The organism is Brevibacterium sp. FME37 (assembly GCF_014897485.1).
Classification (GTDB): domain Bacteria; phylum Actinomycetota; class Actinomycetes; order Actinomycetales; family Brevibacteriaceae; genus Brevibacterium.
Genome location: NZ_JABUYE010000007.1, coordinates 197,475 through 216,643, shown reverse-complemented (window position 1 = coordinate 216,643; position 19,169 = coordinate 197,475). Strand labels below are relative to the sequence as shown.

The 19,169-nt window shown below is 63.8% G+C and carries 19 protein-coding genes; 7 read left to right on the top strand and 12 right to left on the bottom strand.

The window, feature by feature from the left end:
- Window positions 1–307 precede the first annotated feature (307 nt).
- A complete protein-coding gene (locus INT29_RS10750; protein ID WP_193071607.1) occupies window positions 308–496 on the bottom strand; it encodes a hypothetical protein in 189 nt (62 codons plus the stop codon).
- A gap of 131 nt (window positions 497–627) precedes the next feature.
- Window positions 628–1,263, bottom strand: coding sequence for a hypothetical protein (locus tag INT29_RS10745; RefSeq protein WP_193071606.1), 636 nt, complete (start codon window positions 1,261–1,263; stop codon window positions 628–630).
- Between the two features lie 542 nt (window positions 1,264–1,805).
- Here INT29_RS10745 and INT29_RS10740 point away from each other — a divergent pair.
- The gene (locus tag INT29_RS10740; RefSeq protein ID WP_193071605.1) at window positions 1,806–2,204 is read left to right on the top strand and encodes a Rieske (2Fe-2S) protein; all 399 of its coding nucleotides are present in this window, start codon (window positions 1,806–1,808) and stop codon (window positions 2,202–2,204) included.
- A 68-nt stretch (window positions 2,205–2,272) separates the two neighbouring features.
- Here INT29_RS10740 and INT29_RS10735 read toward each other — a convergent pair whose 3' ends face one another.
- The 3 genes from INT29_RS10735 to INT29_RS10725 are packed head-to-tail and all read right to left on the bottom strand — an operon-like array spanning window position 2,273 to window position 4,388.
- A complete protein-coding gene (locus INT29_RS10735) occupies window positions 2,273–2,650 on the bottom strand; it encodes a hypothetical protein (protein WP_193071604.1) in 378 nt (125 codons plus the stop codon).
- Window positions 2,647–3,807 carry a serine hydrolase domain-containing protein gene (locus tag INT29_RS10730; protein WP_193071603.1) on the bottom strand — a complete coding sequence of 387 codons (1,161 nt, stop codon included), beginning with the start codon at window positions 3,805–3,807 and terminating at the stop codon, window positions 2,647–2,649. The genes INT29_RS10735 and INT29_RS10730 overlap by 4 nt, the downstream gene beginning before the upstream one ends.
- A gap of 32 nt (window positions 3,808–3,839) precedes the next feature.
- Window positions 3,840–4,388, bottom strand: a complete 549-nt coding sequence (locus INT29_RS10725) for a helix-turn-helix domain-containing protein (RefSeq protein WP_226841851.1) — start codon at window positions 4,386–4,388, stop codon at window positions 3,840–3,842.
- A 103-nt stretch (window positions 4,389–4,491) separates the two neighbouring features.
- Between INT29_RS10725 and INT29_RS10720 the strand changes: the two genes are divergently transcribed.
- The gene (locus INT29_RS10720; RefSeq protein WP_193071617.1) at window positions 4,492–5,226 is read left to right on the top strand and encodes an HdeD family acid-resistance protein; all 735 of its coding nucleotides are present in this window, start codon (window positions 4,492–4,494) and stop codon (window positions 5,224–5,226) included.
- 71 nt (window positions 5,227–5,297) lie between these two features.
- On the top strand, window positions 5,298–7,943 hold the full coding sequence (gene otsB, locus INT29_RS10715) for a trehalose-phosphatase (RefSeq protein WP_193071602.1): 2,646 nt from the start codon (window positions 5,298–5,300) through the stop codon (window positions 7,941–7,943).
- A gap of 121 nt (window positions 7,944–8,064) precedes the next feature.
- On the opposite strand, the gene INT29_RS10710 is transcribed toward otsB, so the two are convergent.
- On the bottom strand, window positions 8,065–8,517 hold the full coding sequence (locus INT29_RS10710) for a MaoC family dehydratase (protein ID WP_193071601.1): 453 nt from the start codon (window positions 8,515–8,517) through the stop codon (window positions 8,065–8,067).
- A 151-nt stretch (window positions 8,518–8,668) separates the two neighbouring features.
- Here INT29_RS10710 and INT29_RS10705 point away from each other — a divergent pair, with 151 nt between their 5' ends.
- A complete protein-coding gene (locus tag INT29_RS10705; RefSeq protein ID WP_193071600.1) occupies window positions 8,669–9,268 on the top strand; it encodes a DUF1990 family protein in 600 nt (199 codons plus the stop codon).
- 5 nt (window positions 9,269–9,273) lie between these two features.
- Here the strand turns inward: INT29_RS10705 and INT29_RS10700 are convergent, their stop codons facing one another.
- From INT29_RS10700 to INT29_RS10690, 3 genes are read right to left on the bottom strand one after another with little or no spacing between them, the layout of a single operon-like run.
- A complete protein-coding gene (locus tag INT29_RS10700) occupies window positions 9,274–10,554 on the bottom strand; it encodes a sensor histidine kinase (protein WP_193071599.1) in 1,281 nt (426 codons plus the stop codon).
- Window positions 10,555–10,558: 4 nt separating this feature from the next.
- A complete protein-coding gene (locus tag INT29_RS20645; protein WP_101571672.1) occupies window positions 10,559–11,575 on the bottom strand; it encodes a response regulator transcription factor in 1,017 nt (338 codons plus the stop codon).
- Complete coding sequence (locus INT29_RS10690; protein ID WP_319020878.1) at window positions 11,575–12,147, bottom strand: hypothetical protein; 573 nt, start codon at window positions 12,145–12,147, stop codon at window positions 11,575–11,577. Before INT29_RS10690 ends, INT29_RS20645 begins: the two co-directional genes overlap by 1 nt.
- A gap of 250 nt (window positions 12,148–12,397) precedes the next feature.
- Here INT29_RS10690 and INT29_RS10685 point away from each other — a divergent pair, with 250 nt between their 5' ends.
- A complete protein-coding gene (locus tag INT29_RS10685; RefSeq protein WP_193071598.1) occupies window positions 12,398–12,661 on the top strand; it encodes a hypothetical protein in 264 nt (87 codons plus the stop codon).
- Window positions 12,662–12,778: 117 nt separating this feature from the next.
- Window positions 12,779–14,425 carry a long-chain-fatty-acid--CoA ligase gene (locus INT29_RS10680; RefSeq protein WP_193071597.1) on the top strand — a complete coding sequence of 549 codons (1,647 nt, stop codon included), beginning with the start codon at window positions 12,779–12,781 and terminating at the stop codon, window positions 14,423–14,425.
- A gap of 64 nt (window positions 14,426–14,489) precedes the next feature.
- Here INT29_RS10680 and INT29_RS10675 read toward each other — a convergent pair whose 3' ends face one another.
- Genes INT29_RS10675 through INT29_RS10665 form a run of 3 tightly spaced genes read right to left on the bottom strand, consistent with a single transcriptional unit; the run spans window position 14,490 to window position 17,256 of the window.
- Entirely contained in the window at window positions 14,490–16,694 is a 2,205-nt protein-coding gene (locus INT29_RS10675) for a heavy metal translocating P-type ATPase (RefSeq protein WP_193071596.1), read from the bottom strand.
- Window positions 16,694–16,906, bottom strand: coding sequence for a heavy-metal-associated domain-containing protein (locus INT29_RS10670; protein WP_319020877.1), 213 nt, complete (start codon window positions 16,904–16,906; stop codon window positions 16,694–16,696). The genes INT29_RS10675 and INT29_RS10670 overlap by 1 nt, the downstream gene beginning before the upstream one ends.
- Before the next feature lie 56 nt (window positions 16,907–16,962).
- Window positions 16,963–17,256, bottom strand: a complete 294-nt coding sequence (locus tag INT29_RS10665) for a metal-sensitive transcriptional regulator (protein WP_101571664.1) — start codon at window positions 17,254–17,256, stop codon at window positions 16,963–16,965.
- 114 nt (window positions 17,257–17,370) lie between these two features.
- Between INT29_RS10665 and INT29_RS10660 the strand changes: the two genes are divergently transcribed.
- Window positions 17,371–19,143, top strand: coding sequence for an MOSC domain-containing protein (locus tag INT29_RS10660; protein WP_193071594.1), 1,773 nt, complete (start codon window positions 17,371–17,373; stop codon window positions 19,141–19,143).
- The last annotated feature ends 26 nt before the right edge of the window (window positions 19,144–19,169 follow it).

The following is a 19,169-nucleotide window of genomic DNA, read 5'->3' as shown; positions in this document are numbered from 1 at the left end:
GGTCAGTCAGGCTTTGGGTCACACCGGGATTCCCGACCTTTCCAGTATCAACGTCCGGCTTGCTTGATGTGGAAGTAGCACCGCTGGATTCAAGTGCCTGGCCAGAAAAGGATTCTTCGCCAGGTACTACTTACGCACGCGCTTGACGTAGCGGTCCTGGCCGGGGGCGAACTCGTCGTGATCTTTGAGGAGGTCAATCAGGATCCGCATCGTCGCATCTAGGTACTTGCCGCATTGGCCGCCCGAGATAGCCCATACACGCTGTACGACCTTGGCCGTGTCTTAGGAGTATTTCCTGGCCCGCGGCTTACGAGGCCCTGAACGACCTGTCGCCCGGGCCCTGGCGGGTGTTCGCAGCTTGAGTCAAGCGCCGTCGGGAGTTGTCGCGGGTCCAACCAGTTACTGTGACGACCTCGTTGAGAACGGCTCTTTTGTTCTTCTGCGAGGCCTTCTTGTCTCGCCTGCCGTATTTCGCGGTGACCTCGGTTCGAGTCACTATCGACAGTTCACTCCGCAAACTGGCCGAGGGTTCACCTTTTCGCGGGCAACAGTAGATGAGGCACCGAGGGTGGTGTCCGGGCTTTTTATCTGAGCCTCGGCGCTAATCTGGCATACATAGTAGGATCTCTAGACGATTGCGTCGTGGATCAAGGCGATGGCAACCGGCACTATGACGCCGAAGAACCCGATCATGAACCCGACCTTCACCCAATTGCGTTCGAGGAACGTGGAATGCTTTGGGAATTTCTTTGCGACGTCGACAAAGCTCAACCGCTCGTTGCACTGTTTCACACTGATCCCGTTGTCGTCCATGACGGAGATGCCGCTCATGAGTTGGTCGGCGGGCCAGTACAGCCCGTTCAGGCTGATCGATGACTTCGATGTCAGGCGTGCGATCGAGATTCGCGGGATCAGTCCGAAACTCACATCGTAGAAGTCCGCGAACACGATGACACCTTCGATGTCGTCGCGTCCAAGCTTGACGGTTCGGCCATACCAGTTGCGGTACTCGACACCTGACCCGGTGAACACGATCCGGCTGCTTTTTATACCGATGAAGCCGGCAGCCAAAAGCGCGGAGGCAACGACGATACATATCAGCGCTGTCCCGACGCCGAGCCAGAAGAATCCGAAGGCGATGACACCGACCAGCACGAGGAACCGCAAGATCCCGAACCGCTGTCGATACCTCGTGAGGTCTGCTGAGACGGTGAAGGGCACCGAAGGAGCATCGGGCAGATCGGCCTTCTTCAATTTTCCCATCCCACGACGATAACAGTGACTCTTAGTCCACGGACTGTGAGTCAACGGCTGCAGGGGTTGCTTTCGACTCTGCAGGCGCGACCCGGGCTGGGGAGCCATGTGGGGAGGTACTGCTGCCGGGAGGAGAAACGCTGGGACCCGTCACATTCACTGTCAAGCAGCAGTCGGGGTCTTCGCCCGCTGCTGACTGAGCTGAAGACCTATCCTGTACACACATTCTGATCATTGACCCCCTTTCTCCCATTCATGGTCATGATGCATTGTTTCTCGCGCGGCTGTCTCGTGACTGACGGATGGCCGTATTTGCATTCACGGGTGATACGGGCCAGACAGTTCCCGGGTCCCCCGGGGTCTGAGGGCGTAGGCGCACACATGGCGCGCACATGAGGTCAAGGCGAGCTCTACCCTGGCTCGGTTCTCGCTCAGGTCCCCACGCTACTCTGGGTGCGGAGCAACTGAACCGACATCGGGCAGCGCTGCTGCAGAGCAGTGATTGACCCATGAGGAGAACACCGAGAGGCACAATGGAAGCGAACAGGCGCATGATCATCAAATCGGCAGGCGTGGCCGGAACCGTCGCGGTCGTCGGCTCGTCGGCAGCCCTGACTTCGGCGTGCACCTCAGAAGAGTCAGGCGACTCGAAGACGCCGGCGGCCAGCATTTCCGGCAGCGACGTCCCTGTCGGATCCGGAACCGTGGTCGACGAAACCTACGTGGTGACTCAGCCGAAGGAGGGTAAGTTCTACGCGTTTTCCTCCGTGTGCACCCATCAGGGATGCCAGGTTCGCAACGTCACCGAGAAGGAGATCGTGTGCCCGTGCCACTCCTCGAAGTTCTCAACCACGACGGGTGAGGTGCTCGGCGGCCCCGCCACCGAGCCGCTCGCGGAATATGCGGTGTCGGAAGCTGACGGGAAGCTGACGATCGCCAGCGGGTCTTGACTCTCTCGAACCTCAAACCTGAACGCACTCGGTGCGTTATGTACGCCCACCGTTTCCGCGCGAGAGTCTCAACTCAGCATGAGTCCGGGAATCACAAGAGCCCCGGAAACGGCGAGTGTCAATACGCCGGAGACTCCAAGGTTGACCATCTCCGTCCGACTGCCCTTTGTGCTCTCTGCACGCAGGGGAAGGCCCACCCAAACTGTTGTTGCCAGATATCCTGCGACGACGTAGCCGCTGGCAAAGAACATCCAGAGGTAGATGAACCAGGACGACCATCCGCCGAAGTCGGCGATGAGGCGGACGAGCAGCAGCAAGGCGACACTGCGAAGAAGATTGCTCAGGAGAGCCGTGCGGGTTGCTGATCGGGATGCCCGAATGGCGGCGAGCGCTCCCCAGACCATGACGACAGCGCTGGCAAGCTGACTGATGAGCTCCAGATTCATAGCCCGTCTCCAGCCCTCGCCCCGGGATACTGTGCCCGGTATGCCTCCGGACTGTCGGAGGAAATCAGATCAGCGGCATCGTCGACCCCGATTGCCGAGTCGGCGAGGACGATGACCCCCTGCCTCGTCTTCGCATCAAAGCCGAGGTAAGACCCATAGCCGCCGGTACCGCCGTTGTGCCAGGTGAGATTCGGGCTGCGATCTGTCGTGGTGAGCCAAGCCCAGCCGATGCGCTCCGATTCGTCAAAGTTCTCACGAGGGGCGGCCGCCTTCGCCCCTGGAGCCGTTCCATCCGCCGTTGCCTTCAGCCAAATGCTCAAATCGTGTGTCGTCGACCGGATGGCACCCGCGGGGGACATTCCACCCATCGTCCACGGAGCGGCCGATAGCCCAGAGGCCGTGTAGCCGTGTGACAGTCCCTCAGGCGATTCGGGAACGTAGGTGCTGGCCATTCCCAATGGCTCGGTGATCCGGTCGCGGACGAGATCCCCGTAGGTGGATCCGGTAACCGTCGCGAGTGCCTGGCCGAGGAGCCCGAACGCGAAGTTCGAGTACTGCGGCTCCTTCTCACCCACGTCGACGTCCTGAAGTGAGTCGATGAGGTCTGCCGCAGTTCCGCGATACGGATCGGTGTGGAGGTATCCCGACAGAAGGTTCGCGAGGCCGTCACGGAAGCTCACCACCGGTCCCAGCCTGGGCAGACCCGAACGCTGCATCGCGATTGAGGCCAGCGTCACCTCGGCGACATCCCCGTCGAGGTCGGGCCAGACATCGCCGAGGCGGATGTCCTTGTCGATTTCTCCACGATTGATCGCGTCGGCGAAGAGCGCGGCGGTGAAGGTCTTCGTGATCGACCCAATCTCGAACTCGGTGTTTTCGTCCGCACCGACCCCTCCCCAGGTAACGTCATCGCCGTCGATCTTTGCAGCTGAGACGTGGTGCCAGTGCTTGCTGCCGAGGACGTTCTCGACCTCGCTCACAAGAGTCGCGTCGCCGGTGGGCTCGCCCTGGAATCCGCGCGGAAGCGGTGTGATGAGCAGGAGCAGTGCAGCTGCGACCACCGCGGCGATGATGGCGATGATCCCTCTCCGAGGTGTGGCACTCCTTGGGTGCGAGGGAGAAGCGCTCGCGTGCAGGGCGTCGGTTCCGATGTCCATGATTCCGTCCTAGTGCAGTATCAGAGTCTGTGTCAGTGCGTGCCGATGAGGATGAGTGTGAGCAGAGGGATGATCTTCTGGCCTGGAACCCGCCAGTGGCCGCGCCGAGAATTCTCGAGCCAGCCGGCTCCGGCGAGGGCATGGATGTGGTGGTAGATCTGACCGGTCGTTCCGAATCGGTCGTCGTCGCCGAGCCGAGCCACTGTGGTCGTGCCTTCGTAGATCGCCTGCAGGAGCTCAAGTCGGACGGGATGTCCCAGGGCGGCCAGCGCCGGAGCCGCCTCGGCGAAGTTGAGGTCGTTGATCGCTGCCGATGGCAGGCCCATCTGCCAGGACACCGGTGCCTCGGCGCCCGGGGGAATGGTGTGCCCGGTGTAGACGACACCGCCCTCGTGTCCAGCATGATCGAGGAGGCCGTTGAGGGCCCAGAAAGTGTCGTCATCGGCATGGGTGCCGGAATCGTCAGTCGTCGGAGAGGCGGGGTCGACAGCGGCGCCCTCCAGGCTCGCGACCTTGCGCTCGAGCTCCGCCAGACGGGCATCGACTGTGCTCCCGGATTCATTCTGCGATGAGGTGCTCATGCCTTGACAATACACATAATACGTAATTACGTAAAGACGTGAGAAATCGACCGGGTGCCCGGTACCAGACAGACTCAGGCGAGAGACCTAAACTGGTGGTGTGATGAGTACCGACGAACCGCGCACCGAGCCCACGCAACCGCATCCCGAGGCACTGCCCCAGGCCACCTCCGAGTCGAAAGCACTCGGCGCTCCGATGGTCGTCCGCGGCATCCTCGGTGTCGCCTTCGGCATCGCGACGGTGTTCTGGCCACGCGAAGCCGCCAGCCCCAAGCATCTGTCGATGGGTGTCGATATCGTCGACATTCTGTCCATCAGCTATCTGGTCCTGTTCGCACTCGCGCTTGTCTACCAGGGACTGCGTTCGCCGCTGAATGTGCGCACGGCGGTCTTTGGCCAGGCGATCGTCACAATTCCCGCGATCGTGTTCCTGTTCCTCGCGGACCAGCCTGCGGAACTGCGCGCGGCCATCAGCATCTGGGCACTGCTCCACGGCCTTATCGAGCTGTGGAATTACCGACAGCTCAAGTCCCACCCGATGCCCTCGGACTTCCTCATCGCGGCGGGCTGTCATTTGCTGCTTGGTGTGATCCTCATCTTCGGCGACGACTTCGGTGCGCTGTGGATCCTCGGCTTCACCGGCGTGGCTACGCTCATCGCCGGAGTCATCTTCATCATCGGTGGCTACTCACGTATCAGCAAGGCCAAGCAGATCGCGGCCGGCACAGAACCATACGTCGATGGAAGCTCCGGGGCCGGTTCCGACGCTGATCATCAAGACGTCCCCGACGAATCTGACGCTCTCGGCGCACCTGAGAGTCCTGACGACAAGAATTGACCCCGGCCCTCCAGCCGGCACGACCTGCGTCACCCGAAGCCCCCAGCCGAACTCGAGAAGACCGAGGTGAGATGAGTACCGTCGAGCATGACTACGATAGTCTGTCCCCACTGACTCCGATCGCCGCCTCCGTCAGCTCCTCAGGACTCCTGGGTGACTTGGCTGAGGCCAGCCGCAAACTCTCCCCGGATCTCTTCCGGCGTCTCTTCGAAGTCTCACGCTCGCCCTCACTCCTCATCGCCACAGACTACGACGGCACCATTGCGCCGATCGTCGACCTCCCCGGTCAGGCCTTTCCACTGGATTCCTCGGTGGACTCACTGCGGGCTCTCGCTCTGCTTCCCTCCACCTCGGCGGGGGTGATCTCCGGTCGCAGCCTCCGTGACCTCGCAGCGATGTCACGGCTGCCACGGGAGGTCCACCTCTTCGGATCCCACGGGGGAGAGACCGACACGGTCGCCATCGACACCCTCGACCCGGGGCAGCGCACAGCTCTCGACGGCCTCCGTCGAGACCTCTTCCAGACGTTGCCGACGTCGATCATCGAGCACAAGACCACCGGGGCCGCTGTTCACCTGCGCGGACTCGATGAGGCCGAGCGCAAGAGGGTCGAAGCCGCGGTGAGCGAACTCGTCGAGACTCACGCGATCTTCCCGACTCGGGGCAAGCAGGTCATCGACCTCTCGGTCGTCCCCTCCTCGAAGGCCGCGGCTCTGCAGCGCCTGCGGGAGCAGACCGGGGCAGAAGTCGTCGTCTTCATCGGCGATGACACCGCCGATGAGTTTGCCCTCGAAACATTGGGCGAGGCCGACCTCGGGCTGAAGGTCGGCCGCGAACCCGCAGATACACACGCGGACTACCGCATCAGTACTCCTGCCGAGGTCTCCGTCGTCCTCGCCGCCATCTACGAGCTGCGCAAATCCTGGCTATTCGGCAGGCGCGCGACCCCGATCCACAGGCACAGTCTGTTGGGCAACGGACAATCCACGGCACTGGTCGACCCATTCGGCAGCATCTGCTGGATGCCGCACCCACTGCCGCACTCCTCGTCGATGTTCTCCGAAATCCTCGGCGCCGAAGCCGCCGGATTCTTCGCCGTCGACACCGAAGCCGGAACCGCCCCGCTGACACAGCGCTACATCACCCACTCGACGCTGTTGGAAACCCGGTGGCCGGGCCTCAATTGCATCGACTACCTCGCTCCTGTCGACGCCAACAGCGACGACACCATCGTCGTGCGGGTGCTCACCGGCGACACTGCTGCCCGTATCCGCTTCGCCCCACGTCTGGACTACGCCACCGTGCCGACGCTGATGGTGCGCACCCATGACGGTGTACAGGTCCTAGGCACCTCCGAACCCATCTCACTGATCGCACCCGGCGTCGACTTCGAGATCAGTGAGACCGGACAGTCCCATACTGCCGAGGCGGTCGTCGTGCCCTCAGAGCAGCCCGGGGGAGTCGTCGTGCTTGTGCTGGCCTGCGGCACCGGAACCGGCGATGCCCGCTACATGGCCACAGGTGGTGAGCACCATGTGCGCGAGCGCGCCCTGAACTTCTGGACCAACTGGGTCGACACCCTCAACATCCCCAGCCACCATCGTGAGGAGGTCATCCGCTCGGCGGTGACTCTGCGCGCCCTGTGCCACGAACCGACGGGAGGGGTGCTCGCCGCACCGACGACCTCCCTGCCTGAGGGCATCGGCGGCGTGCGCAACTGGGACTACCGCTACACCTGGCTGCGCGACGGATCGATGACCGTGCGCGCGCTGCTCTCGCTCGGATCCACCGGTGAAGCCGAAGGCTTCCTGTCCTGGCTGACGGGAATCCTGGCGCGGACAGTCTCTCCCGAACAACTCCACCCCCTTTACGCCGTCGACGGCTCGGCACTGACCACCGAGGCTGTGCTGGCCCACCTGCCCGGATATGCGGGATCTCGCCCGGTGCGGGTTGGAAACGCGGCCGAACACCAGGTCCAGCTCGACGTCTTCGGTCCGGTCACCGAGCTCCTCAACGAACTCAGCGAGCACCTCGGCGATCTTCCGGACTCATATTGGAGGTTGACCTGCCAAATGGTCGAAGCCGTCAGCAAGCGGTGGTTCGAAGCCGACCATGGCATCTGGGAGGCCAGGCGGCCACCGAAGCACAACGTCTACACGCGTGTGATGTGCTGGGTCACGGTTGACCGGGCGCTGCAGATCGCCGAGCGCTTCGATCGTGAACTTCCCGGTGCCTGGCGGCAGCTGCGTGAGGAGATCGCCCACGATGTGCTTGAGAACGGGTACAACCAAGAGGTCGGGGCCTTCACGGTTGCCTACGGAGAGACCGACCTCGACTCGGCGTGCTTGTTCGTGGGACTCTCCGGTCTGCTGCCGGCCGACGACCCGCGCTTCGTCTCGACCGTGGATGCGATCGAACGCGAGCTGCGAGTCGGGCCGACGGTCTTCCGCTACACCTACGACGATGGGCTGCCCGGCCTGGAGGGCGGGTTCCACATCTGCACGACCTGGCTCATCGAAGCCTTCATCAAGGTCGGGCGCATCGACGACGCCTGGGACCTTTTCCGGCAGTTGGACAATCTACTCGGGCCCACCGGCCTGCTGGCCGAGGAATATGACCCGGTCGCGGAGATGCACCTGGGCAACCACCCGCAGGCCTACTCGCACCTGGGCTACATCCGCGTCGCACAGATGCTCGACGAGTTCCGTCCGAGCTGAGCACAGCACACAGCATTCGGCACACGGCACACGGCAACGAGAAACGGGTCGAGTGTCAAAAGACGAGGCGCGCGTGCGTTTCTCGACACGCAACCCGTGGCCCGGAGAAAGTGGCACAGCCTCACTCAACGAGGAGGGTGACCACCTCGGCGATGCAGGCCGGGCGGTCTTCGCCTTCGATCTCGATGACGTGCTTGAGGATGACCTGGGTGCCCTTGTCTCCGGGGATGACCTCGTTGACGCTGACCGTGCCGCGCAGGCGAGAGCCCACCGGCACCGGCTGGGCGAAGCGGACCTTGTTCAGCCCGTAGTTGACGCGGATGGACACGCCTTCGATGGTGAAGATCTCGCTCGAGAACTTCGGGATCAAGGACAGGGTGAAGAAGCCGTGGACGATCGTCGAGCCGTAGGGGCCGTCTGCGGCGCGCTGCTCGTCGATGTGTATCCACTGGTGATCGTCGGTGACATCGGCGAAGGTGTTGATCGCCTCCTGGTCGATCGTCGTCCACTCGGACGATCCCAACTTGGTGCCGACGAGCGAAGTGATCTCATCGATTCCATTGAGTGTGCGCATTCTGGTTCTCCTTTGATCCGTGACTGTTGTACGTGCCGTGTCAGGCGTGTTCTTAGCGGACATTCGATTGAGAGAATGCCGGTACTTGGCACCTTACTTGTTCGCATCGGACTTGGCATCGGTGTGTCCGGGATTCGGTTAGGTTGGAGGCATGGCCACTCCGTCACGATTCCTCGACGAACCTTTGACTCAGCCGCTCTCACCCAGGTGGGTCGACCGACCGGCAGGGTACCGGGATTTCGAAGCGGCCTTCTTCATCGGTCATGGTCGTGCCACCTTCGACCGCTGCGCGGAAGAACTCTTGCACTGGCAAGTGAAGATCCGCAGCGGGTTCGACATCGATGTCGAGAGTCCGAAAAGCGGCCCGCAGACGCAAGGCGACGGCCGGGACAATGGCTGGGACAACGGCGGGGACGCTTCGCGGACAGGTTCTGGCCGCCCGCGGGTCGAAGTCGGACAGGAACCCACGATCTTCGTGCGGCTCGGACCGTTCCGTCTGCCCGAACCGGCCCGCGTCATCGAGGTCTTCGAGTCGGAGGCACGTCGCGGATTCACCTATGGGACGAAGCCCGGGCACCCGATCACCGGTGAGGAGTCATTCATCCTCATTCACACCCCCGATGACCGAGTCTTCCTCGTGCTGCGCTCGCTCTCACGAGCAGGACTGGGGATCTGGCGCCTCGGCGAACCCCTCGTCCGCCTCGCCCAGATCGTCTACCGCAGGCGCTACTCCCGCGCCCTGCGCAGCTGACCGTCCTAGGCGGATTCCAGGTACTGCTTGAGTGCCTCGTTTTGGGCTTCAGGATCTGGGAAGACCGCTTCGGTGCGGGCACCGCCTGTGATTGGATCGTTGCTGAAGTTCAGGCGTATGCCGAGCAGGCGGGCCTGTCCCTGTGCGATCACGAGGCCCAGGCCCATGCCGCCGCCACCGGCGGAGACGAAGCGGGTCGGGCCGGTGTTGACGATGTCGGGCGGGTAGCCGGAGCCGGAATCGGTGATGGTGATGCTGCGGGTGCTCGTCTCCAGGCGGATCGGGTCCGCGCCGTGCTTGATCGCGTTGACCAGCAGGTTGGAGATAATGCGCTCGAAGCGGCGGACATCGGTGACCAGCGTCGAGTTCAGGGCCGCCAGATGAGTGTCGATGGTGTGACCGGACAAGGCGCCGGAAGCGGTCATCGTACCCAGCAGCGAGCGGATCGCTTGGTCGATGTTGACACGGGTGAACTCGGGGTTCGCGCGGCCCGCATCGAGGCGTGAGACTTCGAGGAGGTCTTCGACGAGGACCTGCATGCGCTGCACCCGATCCTTGACGAGCTCGGCGGGACGCGAATCTTCCTCGAGCAGGTTGGCGGCGTTGACGAGGCCGGTCAACGGGGTCCGCATCTCGTGCGCCAGGTCCGCGGTGAAACGCTGTTCGGAATCGATGCGTTCGGTCAGTCGTGTCACGGCTGTGTCGACCGCCGAGGCGAAGGCCGCGACCTCTTGGTCCGTATCGTCGACGACGTCGGCGATCCTGATGCTGGTGTCTCCGGCCGCGATCTTCCGTGCGGCTTGAGCCCCCAGGGTCAGCCTGCGTGAGATGCGACCGGCCACGATGGAGCCGACACCGCCGACGACCAGAGCGGAGCCGATCATTCCCACCAGCAGAGCCTGGTCGATGCGGCCGATGAGTTCCTGACTGTCCTTGGTCGAGGCACGCACCGAGATCACCTCGGTGTAGGAGCCGACCTCGATCGGGGCAGCGGCCCATACGATCTCTTCACCGTCGACCTCGGAGCGCATCGTCACGCTCTGGCCCTTGAGCGCCTGGGCGCGTGCATCCTTGGGCAGTGCGGGGTCGTCGATGCGGGCGTTGAGGGTGAGCACTCCGGTCTCGGAGAAGATGGCGACTGAGTTCGCGAGCTGCTCGGTCACGGTCGAACGCATCCGGTCATCCTCAGCCCGCGCCGCGGACTGACGCAGCACGATGGAGCAGGAGAGCACAGCGATGATGACCGAGGCAACGATGAGAAGGGAGATCTTCCAGCGCAGTGACATGCGATCAGCCCGCGAAGCGGTATCCGAATCCGCGGACGGTTTCGATCATGTTGGCGCCGATCTTCTTCCGCAGGCGCTGAATGTGGACGTCGACGACACGGGAGTCGCCGGCCCACTCGTAGCCCCATACCGTGAAGGCGATCTTCTCTCGCGAGTAGACGTGTTCGGGCTGCTCGGTCAGAAGCAGAAGGACGCGCAGCTCCGTGGGGGTGAGGTGGACTTCCTCGCCGTCGATCTCCACGGTCAGGCGACCGGTGTCGAGGACCAGCGAGCCCAAGCGTGTTCGGAACGGGCCCAGCTCATCATCGGAGCCGGCGCTGCCGTTGCGGTTCTCGCCCGCACCCGGGTAGCCGCCCTGGCCGGAACTCGCCTGCATGGCCGGTGAACCGTCCGGGCGAGGCGGAACGGTGACGTCGTCGCCGATCATCTGCTCGTCTGAACCGTCGCGCATGTCCGCCGAGGTGAATTTTCCGCCCGCACCCAGGTACGTGTCGTCGGACTCGAGTTGGGCCTTGAGGCGTTCACGGGTGTCCATGCCGGGGCTGGCCCCAAGTACCTCAGGGATGCCGTCTCCGGTGATCATGCCGCCGGGGCCAATCACGGTTTCGTGCTCCTCGTCCAGCTCGGCGGACGGGGAGTAGCCGAGCTTGTCGGTGCCGGTGGTGATGAAGCGGCGGACGACGGCGCGGATGCGAGCGTTGAGCACCTGCATGTCGAAGGGCTTGGTGAGGTAGTCGTCGGCTCCGGCCTCGAGCGCCTGGACGATGTCGATCGCATCCGAGCGGGCGGAGATGATGATGATGGGAATGGTGGAGCGCTCACGCACGGCTCTGCAGATCGAAGCGCCGTTCATGGTGGGCAGCATGAGGTCGAGAAGCAGAACGTCGGCACCGTGTGCAGCGACGAACTCGTACCCCTCACGACCGTCGGCGAATGCCGACACCGTGTAATCGAACCGTTCCAGGCCGATCTGGGTTGTCTCCCGGATGACCTCGTCATCCTCAACCAGAACAATATGCATTACGTTTCTCCATTAAGCCGCGTGAAGCGTTGACCCGGTTCAAACCTACCTTCATGCAGGCGGAATACCTGCACTGACCACCCCGAAGGGCAGCAGGCCTCGTCGCCGTCGGCATACATCGCCTCCTGCACCACCAGTGTCCCATTCTTACCTGGGCTGAGTTTGAGCTGGTTGCCAGTGGCGATCAATTCAAGGCGTGGTCTGCTGTCCTTCTCACTGATGACAGCCCCCGCCACGATCTCGCTCTTCTGCTTCGGGTTGGCCACGGTGACGAGCTGAAACTTCTTGTCGCCGCTAAGGAAAGGTGTCGCGAATTTGAGGCATTCTTTGCAGTCGGCGACGACCTTCGCCGATTCCGTTGCCTTCCCGGTCACCGCGATCCCCGAGGAGTCCACAATGGTCTTGCGGATCTCCTTGAGCGAGAACGGTTTGTTGGGCGGACCGGAGTCCGAATTCGCGGGTTCGAACTGAGTGGGAGATGTCTCACCTTCAGGTTCCACCCGCAAGCCCTTGTCCGGACCGCAAGCGCTCAAGCCCGCCAGCGTGATCGTTGCAAGGGCGGTTGCGATCACTGTTCGCAGAACTGTGCGCGGGCGCGACTTCTGACCAGGGACGACCTGGTTCGAGCTGAGCGCGCGCGACACCTCGTCAGAGGGGCGCCGAATGGGGATGTGCACATAGACATTTTTGCGTGTTCTGGCCGGGTAGTCCACCCGCGCTCCGATTCCGTCGAGCCGGGAACGGTGGTTTCCACGCTTCGCCTCTGAGCTGCACGGCCACCTCGGTGCGCCGATTCTCAGGTGAGGTCGGTACGCTGGGGGCATGGCAACATCGAAGTCTGAGAAGAAGTCCACCAGCACCGTGTCGTACAAGGACGCGCTCAAAGTGGGGCTCGTCTGCGGTATCGCCGTTCTGATCCTGTCGATCATCGTCACCCGCGCCTGGCAGGACGGGACCGCGTTCGGGTTCGCCTTCGTCTATGCAGGTGTCGCATTCGTCGTGGTCACCGTGTTCGCCAGCATTCTCAATTGGGTGCTGCGCAATGACACTCAGAACGATGATCAGACCTACCCGATCCTCAAGTGATCCCAGCGACGCTGTCCTGATTCCTTCGGTACCCGCCTGAATTCGGCGGTCTTCATCCGGGTCTAGGGCGATGGCCCCTGTCGGCCCGGTTCCACCTCGGTGAAGTAGGCTTTTTCCATGGAGACATGGAACACAGAACTCACGCCGCTGTCCTTTCTGCGCCGCTCCGCGGACGTCTTTCCCGGCACACGCGCCGTGGTCTACAACGACCAGGAGATGACCTACGCCGAGTTCGCCGCAGCGGTGGAGACCCGGGCGCATGCTCTGCGTGCCGCCGGCGTCGGGCCCGGCGACCGAGTCGCCTACCTCATGCCCAACCTCCCCGAAGCGCTCATGGCCCAATTCGCCGTGCCCTTGGCCGGAGCTGTCCTCGTGCCGATCAACACCAGGCTGGCCCCCGAAGAGGTCCGCTACATCTGCAACCACAGCCAGGCGAAGCTGCTGGTCGTGGACACGCAGCTGTGGCCTAGCGTCGCCCCTGTCATCGATGGCTTCGACACCGTTGAGACCATCATCGACGTCGAGGACACGACGATCGCCACCTCCGCCGAGGCGGTCCGTCCGGAACCCGCAGCACCGACCGTGACCAGCCTGGACGAGTTCCTGGCCGGCGCCGAGGCTGACACCGAGGAGTTCACCTGGCGCGTCGAGGACGAGCGGGCGACGCTGTCCATCAACTACACCTCCGGCACGACAGGACGCCCCAAAGGTGTGATGTATTCACACCGCGGCGCCTACCTCAATGCGCTCGGCGAGATCATCCATTCGGGCCACGATAAGAAGAGCGTGTATCTGTGGACGCTGCCCATGTTCCACTGCAACGGCTGGTGCACCGGCTGGGCGCTGACTGCCGCAGGCGGCACACAGGTGTGCCTGCGCGAGGTGCGCGGAGACGTGATCTGGGATCTTATCGTTCGTCACACGGTCACTCACCTCAACGGTGCCCCGACGGTGATGAGCACGGTGATCAACGCCGAACAGGCACATTCCCTCGATCAGGCAGTGACCGCGACGATGGCAGGTGCCGCGCCGAGCCCGACCCTGATCTGGCAGATGGAGGCGCTGAACTTCGAGATCGTGCACGTGTACGGGCTCACCGAGTCCTACGGTCCCTACACGGTGTGCGAATGGCAGGATTCCTGGGATTCACTCGATGACAAGTCCCGAGCCCGGCTTCGGGCGCGGCAGGGTGTGGGCATGGTCCAAGCCGATCAGACCCGCATCGTCACCCTCGACTCGGGAGACGAGCTTGTCGACGTTGCAGCCGACGGGCAGACGATCGGAGAGATCGTGATGCGCGGAAACAACGTGATGAAGGGGTATTTCCGGGACCCCGAGGCGACCGAAAAGGCGTTCCAGGGCGGCTGGTACCACACCGGTGACCTCGGCGTGATGCACGAGGACGGCTACATCGAACTGCGAGATCGCTCGAAGGACATCATCGTCTCCGGCGGAGAGAATATCTCGACCGTCGAGATCGAACAGGCGATCTCCTCGCACCCGGCCGTCCTCGAAGTCGCCGTCATCGGAGTCCCCGACGACAAATGGGGCGAGCGGCCGAAGGCATTCGTCATCGTCCGTGAGGGGCAGCCGGTCACCGAGACCGAGATCGTTGACCACGTGCGCACTCAGATCGCGAAGTACAAGGCGCCGCGCGAGGTCGAGATCGTCGAGGCCCTGCCCAAGACCTCGACAGGCAAGATCCAGAAGTTCGAACTGCGCAATCAGGAATGGGGCGACAGGGAGTCGCGAATCCAGGGCTGACACGCACTTGGCCCACAGCGGTTGCAACCGCTGTGGGCCAAGTGCGTTCTGTGGGTGCGCCGGTCTAGCGGAACCGCAGCAGTCGGAGACTGTTGAGGACGACGAACACCGAGGAGAACGCCATTGCGGCCCCGGCGATCATCGGGCTGAGCAGGCCGAACGCGGCGATCGGCACGGCCGCCGTGTTGTAGGCGAAGGCCCAGAACAGGTTGCCCTTGATCAGCCCCAGAGCCTTCCGGGACAGGCGGATGGCCTGCGGGATCTGCCGCGGATCCGAGCGCACCATGGTGATGTCGGAGGCTGCCATCGCCGCATCTGTACCCGAACCCATCGCAATGCCCAGATCGGCACCGGCCAAAGCCGCAGCATCATTGATGCCGTCACCGACCATGGCCACCGCCAGTCCCTGAGCCTGCAGCTCATTGACCACAGCGATCTTGCCCTCGGGCCGGACATCGGCGCGGACCTCGGCGATTTCGAGCTTGCCCGCGACCACCTCGGCGGCTTGGGCATTGTCCCCGGTGAGGAGGACGGTGCTGATGCCGAGCGTATGCAGCTCGTCGATCGCCTCGGCGGCTCCGGTCTTGATCTCGTCGGCGACGAAGGTCAGGCCACGGAACTGTGAGTCGATCGCCAGGGCGACGATCGTGGCTCCGGTGGGCACCGAATCCGCGGGGAACGAGACGTCGATCCCGTGCTCCCGGAGCAGATCCGGACGACCGGCGAGCACCTCGTCGCCGTCGATCGTCGCCCGCAGACCACCACCGGGAATGTTGTCGAAGTCTTCGACGCCGGAGCGATCGATGGTGGCGATGCTGCTGCCTTCAGCCTCGGCACCCGCGTTCATCCTCGCGGCCCGGGCCTCGACGATCGCGCGGGCCACGGGATGCTCGCTCTGTGACTCCAAGCGAGCCAGAACCTCGAAGTCCGTATCGGTCAGCTGCGTGTCCAGGAGGGTCATGATCCCCGTGGTCAGGGTGCCCGTCTTGTCGAGGACGACCGTGTCGATCGAACGCGTCGACTCGAGCGCCTCGGGCCCGGAGACGAGGATGCCCAGCTGGGAACCGCGCCCGGACGAGACGGCCAGGGCGGTCGGCGTGGCCAGGCCGAGGGCACAGGGGCAGGCGATGATGAGCACGGTGAGCGCGGCGTGTAGGCCCATCGACCAGTCGCCGGTGATCAGCCCCCAGGCGAGGAGCGTCAGGAGGGCGATGCCGAAGACGATCGGCACGAACACGGCAGAGATCCGGTCGGCCAGTCGCTGCACGGCCGGTTTGCCCGTCTGCGCGCGGCTGACCAGGTCGGCCATGGCCGCCAAGGTCGTATCGGACCCGACCCGTGCGGCCCGGACCTCGAGCACACCGGAGGCGTTGATCGTGGCACCGGTGACGCTGTCGCCGACTCCGACCTCGACGGGAACGGATTCGCCGGTGAGCATCGCTTCGTCGATCGCGGAGTGACCGGAGATCACCTCGCCGTCGGTGGCGATCTTCTCACCCGGACGCACGATGAAGACATCCCCGACGGTGAGTTCGTCGATCGGGACCTGGACCTCTGTCTGGGCGGCCTCGGCCGAGTCGCGCAGCACGTTCGCGGACCGTGCGCCCAGGCCCAGCAGCTCCTTGAGTGCGGCCGTGGCGCGGTTCTTCGCACGTTCCTCGGTGAGCTTGCCGATGAGCAGGAACACGGTGATCGCGGCCGCGGCCTCGAACCACACATGGTAGGACTCGGGGATCTGCCAGCCGTAGCCCGCGGCGACGGCCCGACCCAGGGTGATGTACGAGTAGAGGCTGGCGACGATGATTCCGACGCTGACCAGGGTGTCCATGGTCGTGGACCTGCCCCGTGCAGCCTTGGATGCCGCCGCGTGGAAGGGCCACGCACCCCAGGTCACTACCGGCAGGGCGAGGATCGCGACGATCCACTGCCAGCCGGTGAAGTGCCAGCTCATGACCATGGAGACGGCCACGATCGGCGCCGCCAGAATCAAGGATCCGATGAACCGGGGCCGCAGATGCCTGGGGTCGTAGTCGACGATCTCGGGTCCACTCGCCGAAGCGGTCTTCACGGTGGCACCGTAACCGGCCCTTTCGACGGCGGTCATCAGGTCATCGTCACTCAGTTCTGAGCCGACGACCACGTGGGCTGTGTTCAGCGGGAGGTTGACCTCGGCGCTGACTCCGTCGAGGCGGGCGAGTTTCTTCTCGATGCGCGCCGAGCATGATGCGCAGGTCATTCCCGTGATGTCGAGATCAACCTCGCGTGACATCACTTCACCTCGTAGCCGGCTTTGTCGACGGCCGCACCGATCGCAGCGTCGTCGAGTTCCCTTTCGGAGGTGATGGTCACGGGGGAGTCTCCGCCGGCATTGAGCTCGACGTTGACCTCGGTGACTCCGGGCAGTGCCCCGAGCTCTTCCTCCACGGAGCTCACGCAGTGGCTGCAGGTCATTCCGTTGACGATGATGGTGGTGGTAGTCACGATGTGTCTCCTGTCTTCGCGTGTCATCACCTGCAGGTGTGCCGGTGATGTTGCACTCAGCTCTTGATGAGCCGGGCAATAGCGGCTGAAGCCTCTTCGATCTTCTTGCGGGCGGCGTCGTCATCTCCAGAGGAGGCGGCGTCGACCACGCAGTGAGCGATGTGCTCTTCTAAGAGGTTGATGGAGACCGCGTGCAGCGCGGCCGTTGCTGCGGAGACTTGGGTCAGGATGTCGATGCAGTACTTGTCGTCATCGATCATCCTTCCGATCCCACGGACCTGACCTTCGATCCGTTTCATCCGCTTCGCAAGGGCGTCCTTCTGCGGGGTGTATCCATGTTGCTCAGTCATGACGATACTGTATACCCCCTTAGGGTATAGGTCAAGTGGTGAGTGCTGCTCCCGTGAGTGTGCGATTGGTCTCACCGTGGGCATCCCGTGTTACCAAGCTCTTACAATCGAATCATGCGCGTTGCCAGACTATTCCGATTCCCGGTCAAGGGATTCCCGGCCGAGGAGATCTCCGAAGCGGATGTGCGCACCGGCCGCGGCATCCTCGGTGACCGCGTCGCAGCGTTCACCAACGGCAGCCTCGACGTTCCCGACGACAGCTGGCACCGGTACTCAGCGTTCACAGTTCTGAAGAACGACACCGATCTGCAGAAGTGGCAGGTGGCCATCGACCTCGCCGAGGCGGCTGCTGAGTCCGCGACGGTGACACTGACGTCACCGACGAACGAGTCCACGAGGTTCCGCACGGGTGACCGGGACTCAAGGGCCACCTCGGCGGAATTCCTCTCTGCACGCATACCCCCTCAGGGTGGCTTCCCGCGCGCACTGAGGGTCGCGAACCAGGGCATGTTCGACTCGCAGGCTTCCGGCGTCTCGATCATCAACCCGGCCACGGTCACGGCAATCTCCCACACCGCCGACGGACAGGCTGCCCTGGGGCCTGATGAAACCGAACTGGACCCGTTGCGCTTCCGCGGCAATGTGCTCCTCGACGGACTCGCCCCCTTCGAGGAGTTCGCACTCATCGGCAAGATCGTGCGTCTCGGCGGGGTGCGCTTGGCCATCACCCAGGCGATCGAACGCTGCCCGGCGACCACCGTCAACCCGGCCACCACCGCCGTCGATGTCAATGTCCCCCGGGTTATGGCCTCGGCATGCGGGCATCTGCACTGCGGAGTCTACGGAAGAATCCTCGAATCAGGCCTGGTCAGCACCGGTGATCAGATCGAGATCGAGGGTGACGCTCCACGTGAACTCGTCAAGACCGCACGCACTCCGCGCTTCATGACCGTGCTGGGCAGCCAGCAGATCTGCAATGACATCGTCGAGGTCTCCCTGCGCGATGACCAGGGGTGGATCCGCGAATTCGACGAACCCGGCACCAACCTTCGCGTTCACCTCGAACTCGGCGAGCCGTTCTGGCGAACCTATACGATCACGGACGTCTCCGATGACGTCGTGTCGATCGCGGTGCGCACCCAGGGCAAGGGCTCTCGCGCGGTCGCCGAACTCTCCGCCGGGCAATCCATCCTGGCCTCCGGGCCGCACGGAACGATGACCGCGAGCCGCGTCTTCGGGGGCACGACCGCGCTGGTCACAGCGGGCATCGGCATCACACCGAGCCTCGGACTGATGCGCGGGGCCGAGCTGTCGGGCACCGAGAAGATCAAACTCTTCCACGTCGACCGCGACCACCGGACGGCCTGCCTCTGGGACCGCCTGCAGAAGCGTGCCCAATCACGGCAGATCCCGGTCGAGGCCCACCACCGCGACACCGCAAGCCACGGCAGGCCAGGCCACGCCGAGCTCGTCGACTGGCTGGCAGGATGCGACAACGTCATGGTCTGCGGGCCGGTCGACTTCACCCGAGCGGTGCTCGACGCCAGCGCCGAGGCCGGAGTTCCGGCCGTGCACCAGGAGATCTTCGCGTCTCCGAACACCGGCATGAGCGAGGCCATCGCCGCATGCCCGCCCGCCGAGGTGACCCTGGAGAATTCGGGCACGAGCTTCGTCTGGGAACCGCAGCAGGGAACTCTGCTCGAGGCCTTGGAGGCCCGTGGGCTGCAGGCTGATAACTCCTGCCGAGGCGGCTCCTGTGGGACCTGCGCCGTGTCCTTGGCTGCCGGGTCGGTCATCTACCCGGTCGAACCGGCCGCGCGGATCGCCGCCGACGAGGTGCTCGTGTGCTCCGCCGTCCCTGCCGGGCCCATCAGCCTCGGAATCTGACCGAACCGCGTCTGGGAATCTCGCGC

Bases quoted from the DNA above. Each gene is read 5' to 3' on its own strand.
- INT29_RS10740 (WP_193071605.1), top strand. From the start codon at position 1,806: ATGATCATCAAATCGGCAGGCGTGGCCGGAACCGTCGCGGTCGTCGGC.
- INT29_RS10705 (WP_193071600.1), top strand. From the start codon at position 8,669: ATGGCCACTCCGTCACGATTCCTCGACGAACCTTTGACTCAGCCGCTC.
- INT29_RS10735 (WP_193071604.1), bottom strand. From the start codon at position 2,650: ATGAATCTGGAGCTCATCAGTCAGCTTGCCAGCGCTGTCGTCATGGTC.
- otsB (WP_193071602.1), top strand. From the start codon at position 5,298: ATGAGTACCGTCGAGCATGACTACGATAGTCTGTCCCCACTGACTCCG.
- INT29_RS10730 (WP_193071603.1), bottom strand. From the start codon at position 3,807: ATGGACATCGGAACCGACGCCCTGCACGCGAGCGCTTCTCCCTCGCAC.
- INT29_RS10745 (WP_193071606.1), bottom strand. From the start codon at position 1,263: ATGGGAAAATTGAAGAAGGCCGATCTGCCCGATGCTCCTTCGGTGCCC.
- INT29_RS20645 (WP_101571672.1), bottom strand. From the start codon at position 11,575: ATGCATATTGTTCTGGTTGAGGATGACGAGGTCATCCGGGAGACAACC.
- INT29_RS10725 (WP_226841851.1), bottom strand. From the start codon at position 4,388: ATGAGCACCTCATCGCAGAATGAATCCGGGAGCACAGTCGATGCCCGT.
- INT29_RS10685 (WP_193071598.1), top strand. From the start codon at position 12,398: ATGGCAACATCGAAGTCTGAGAAGAAGTCCACCAGCACCGTGTCGTAC.
- INT29_RS10675 (WP_193071596.1), bottom strand. From the start codon at position 16,694: ATGTCACGCGAGGTTGATCTCGACATCACGGGAATGACCTGCGCATCA.
- INT29_RS10660 (WP_193071594.1), top strand. From the start codon at position 17,371: ATGCGCGTTGCCAGACTATTCCGATTCCCGGTCAAGGGATTCCCGGCC.
- INT29_RS10665 (WP_101571664.1), bottom strand. From the start codon at position 17,256: ATGACTGAGCAACATGGATACACCCCGCAGAAGGACGCCCTTGCGAAG.
- INT29_RS10700 (WP_193071599.1), bottom strand. From the start codon at position 10,554: ATGTCACTGCGCTGGAAGATCTCCCTTCTCATCGTTGCCTCGGTCATC.
- INT29_RS10680 (WP_193071597.1), top strand. From the start codon at position 12,779: ATGGAGACATGGAACACAGAACTCACGCCGCTGTCCTTTCTGCGCCGC.
- INT29_RS10720 (WP_193071617.1), top strand. From the start codon at position 4,492: ATGAGTACCGACGAACCGCGCACCGAGCCCACGCAACCGCATCCCGAG.
- INT29_RS10710 (WP_193071601.1), bottom strand. From the start codon at position 8,517: ATGCGCACACTCAATGGAATCGATGAGATCACTTCGCTCGTCGGCACC.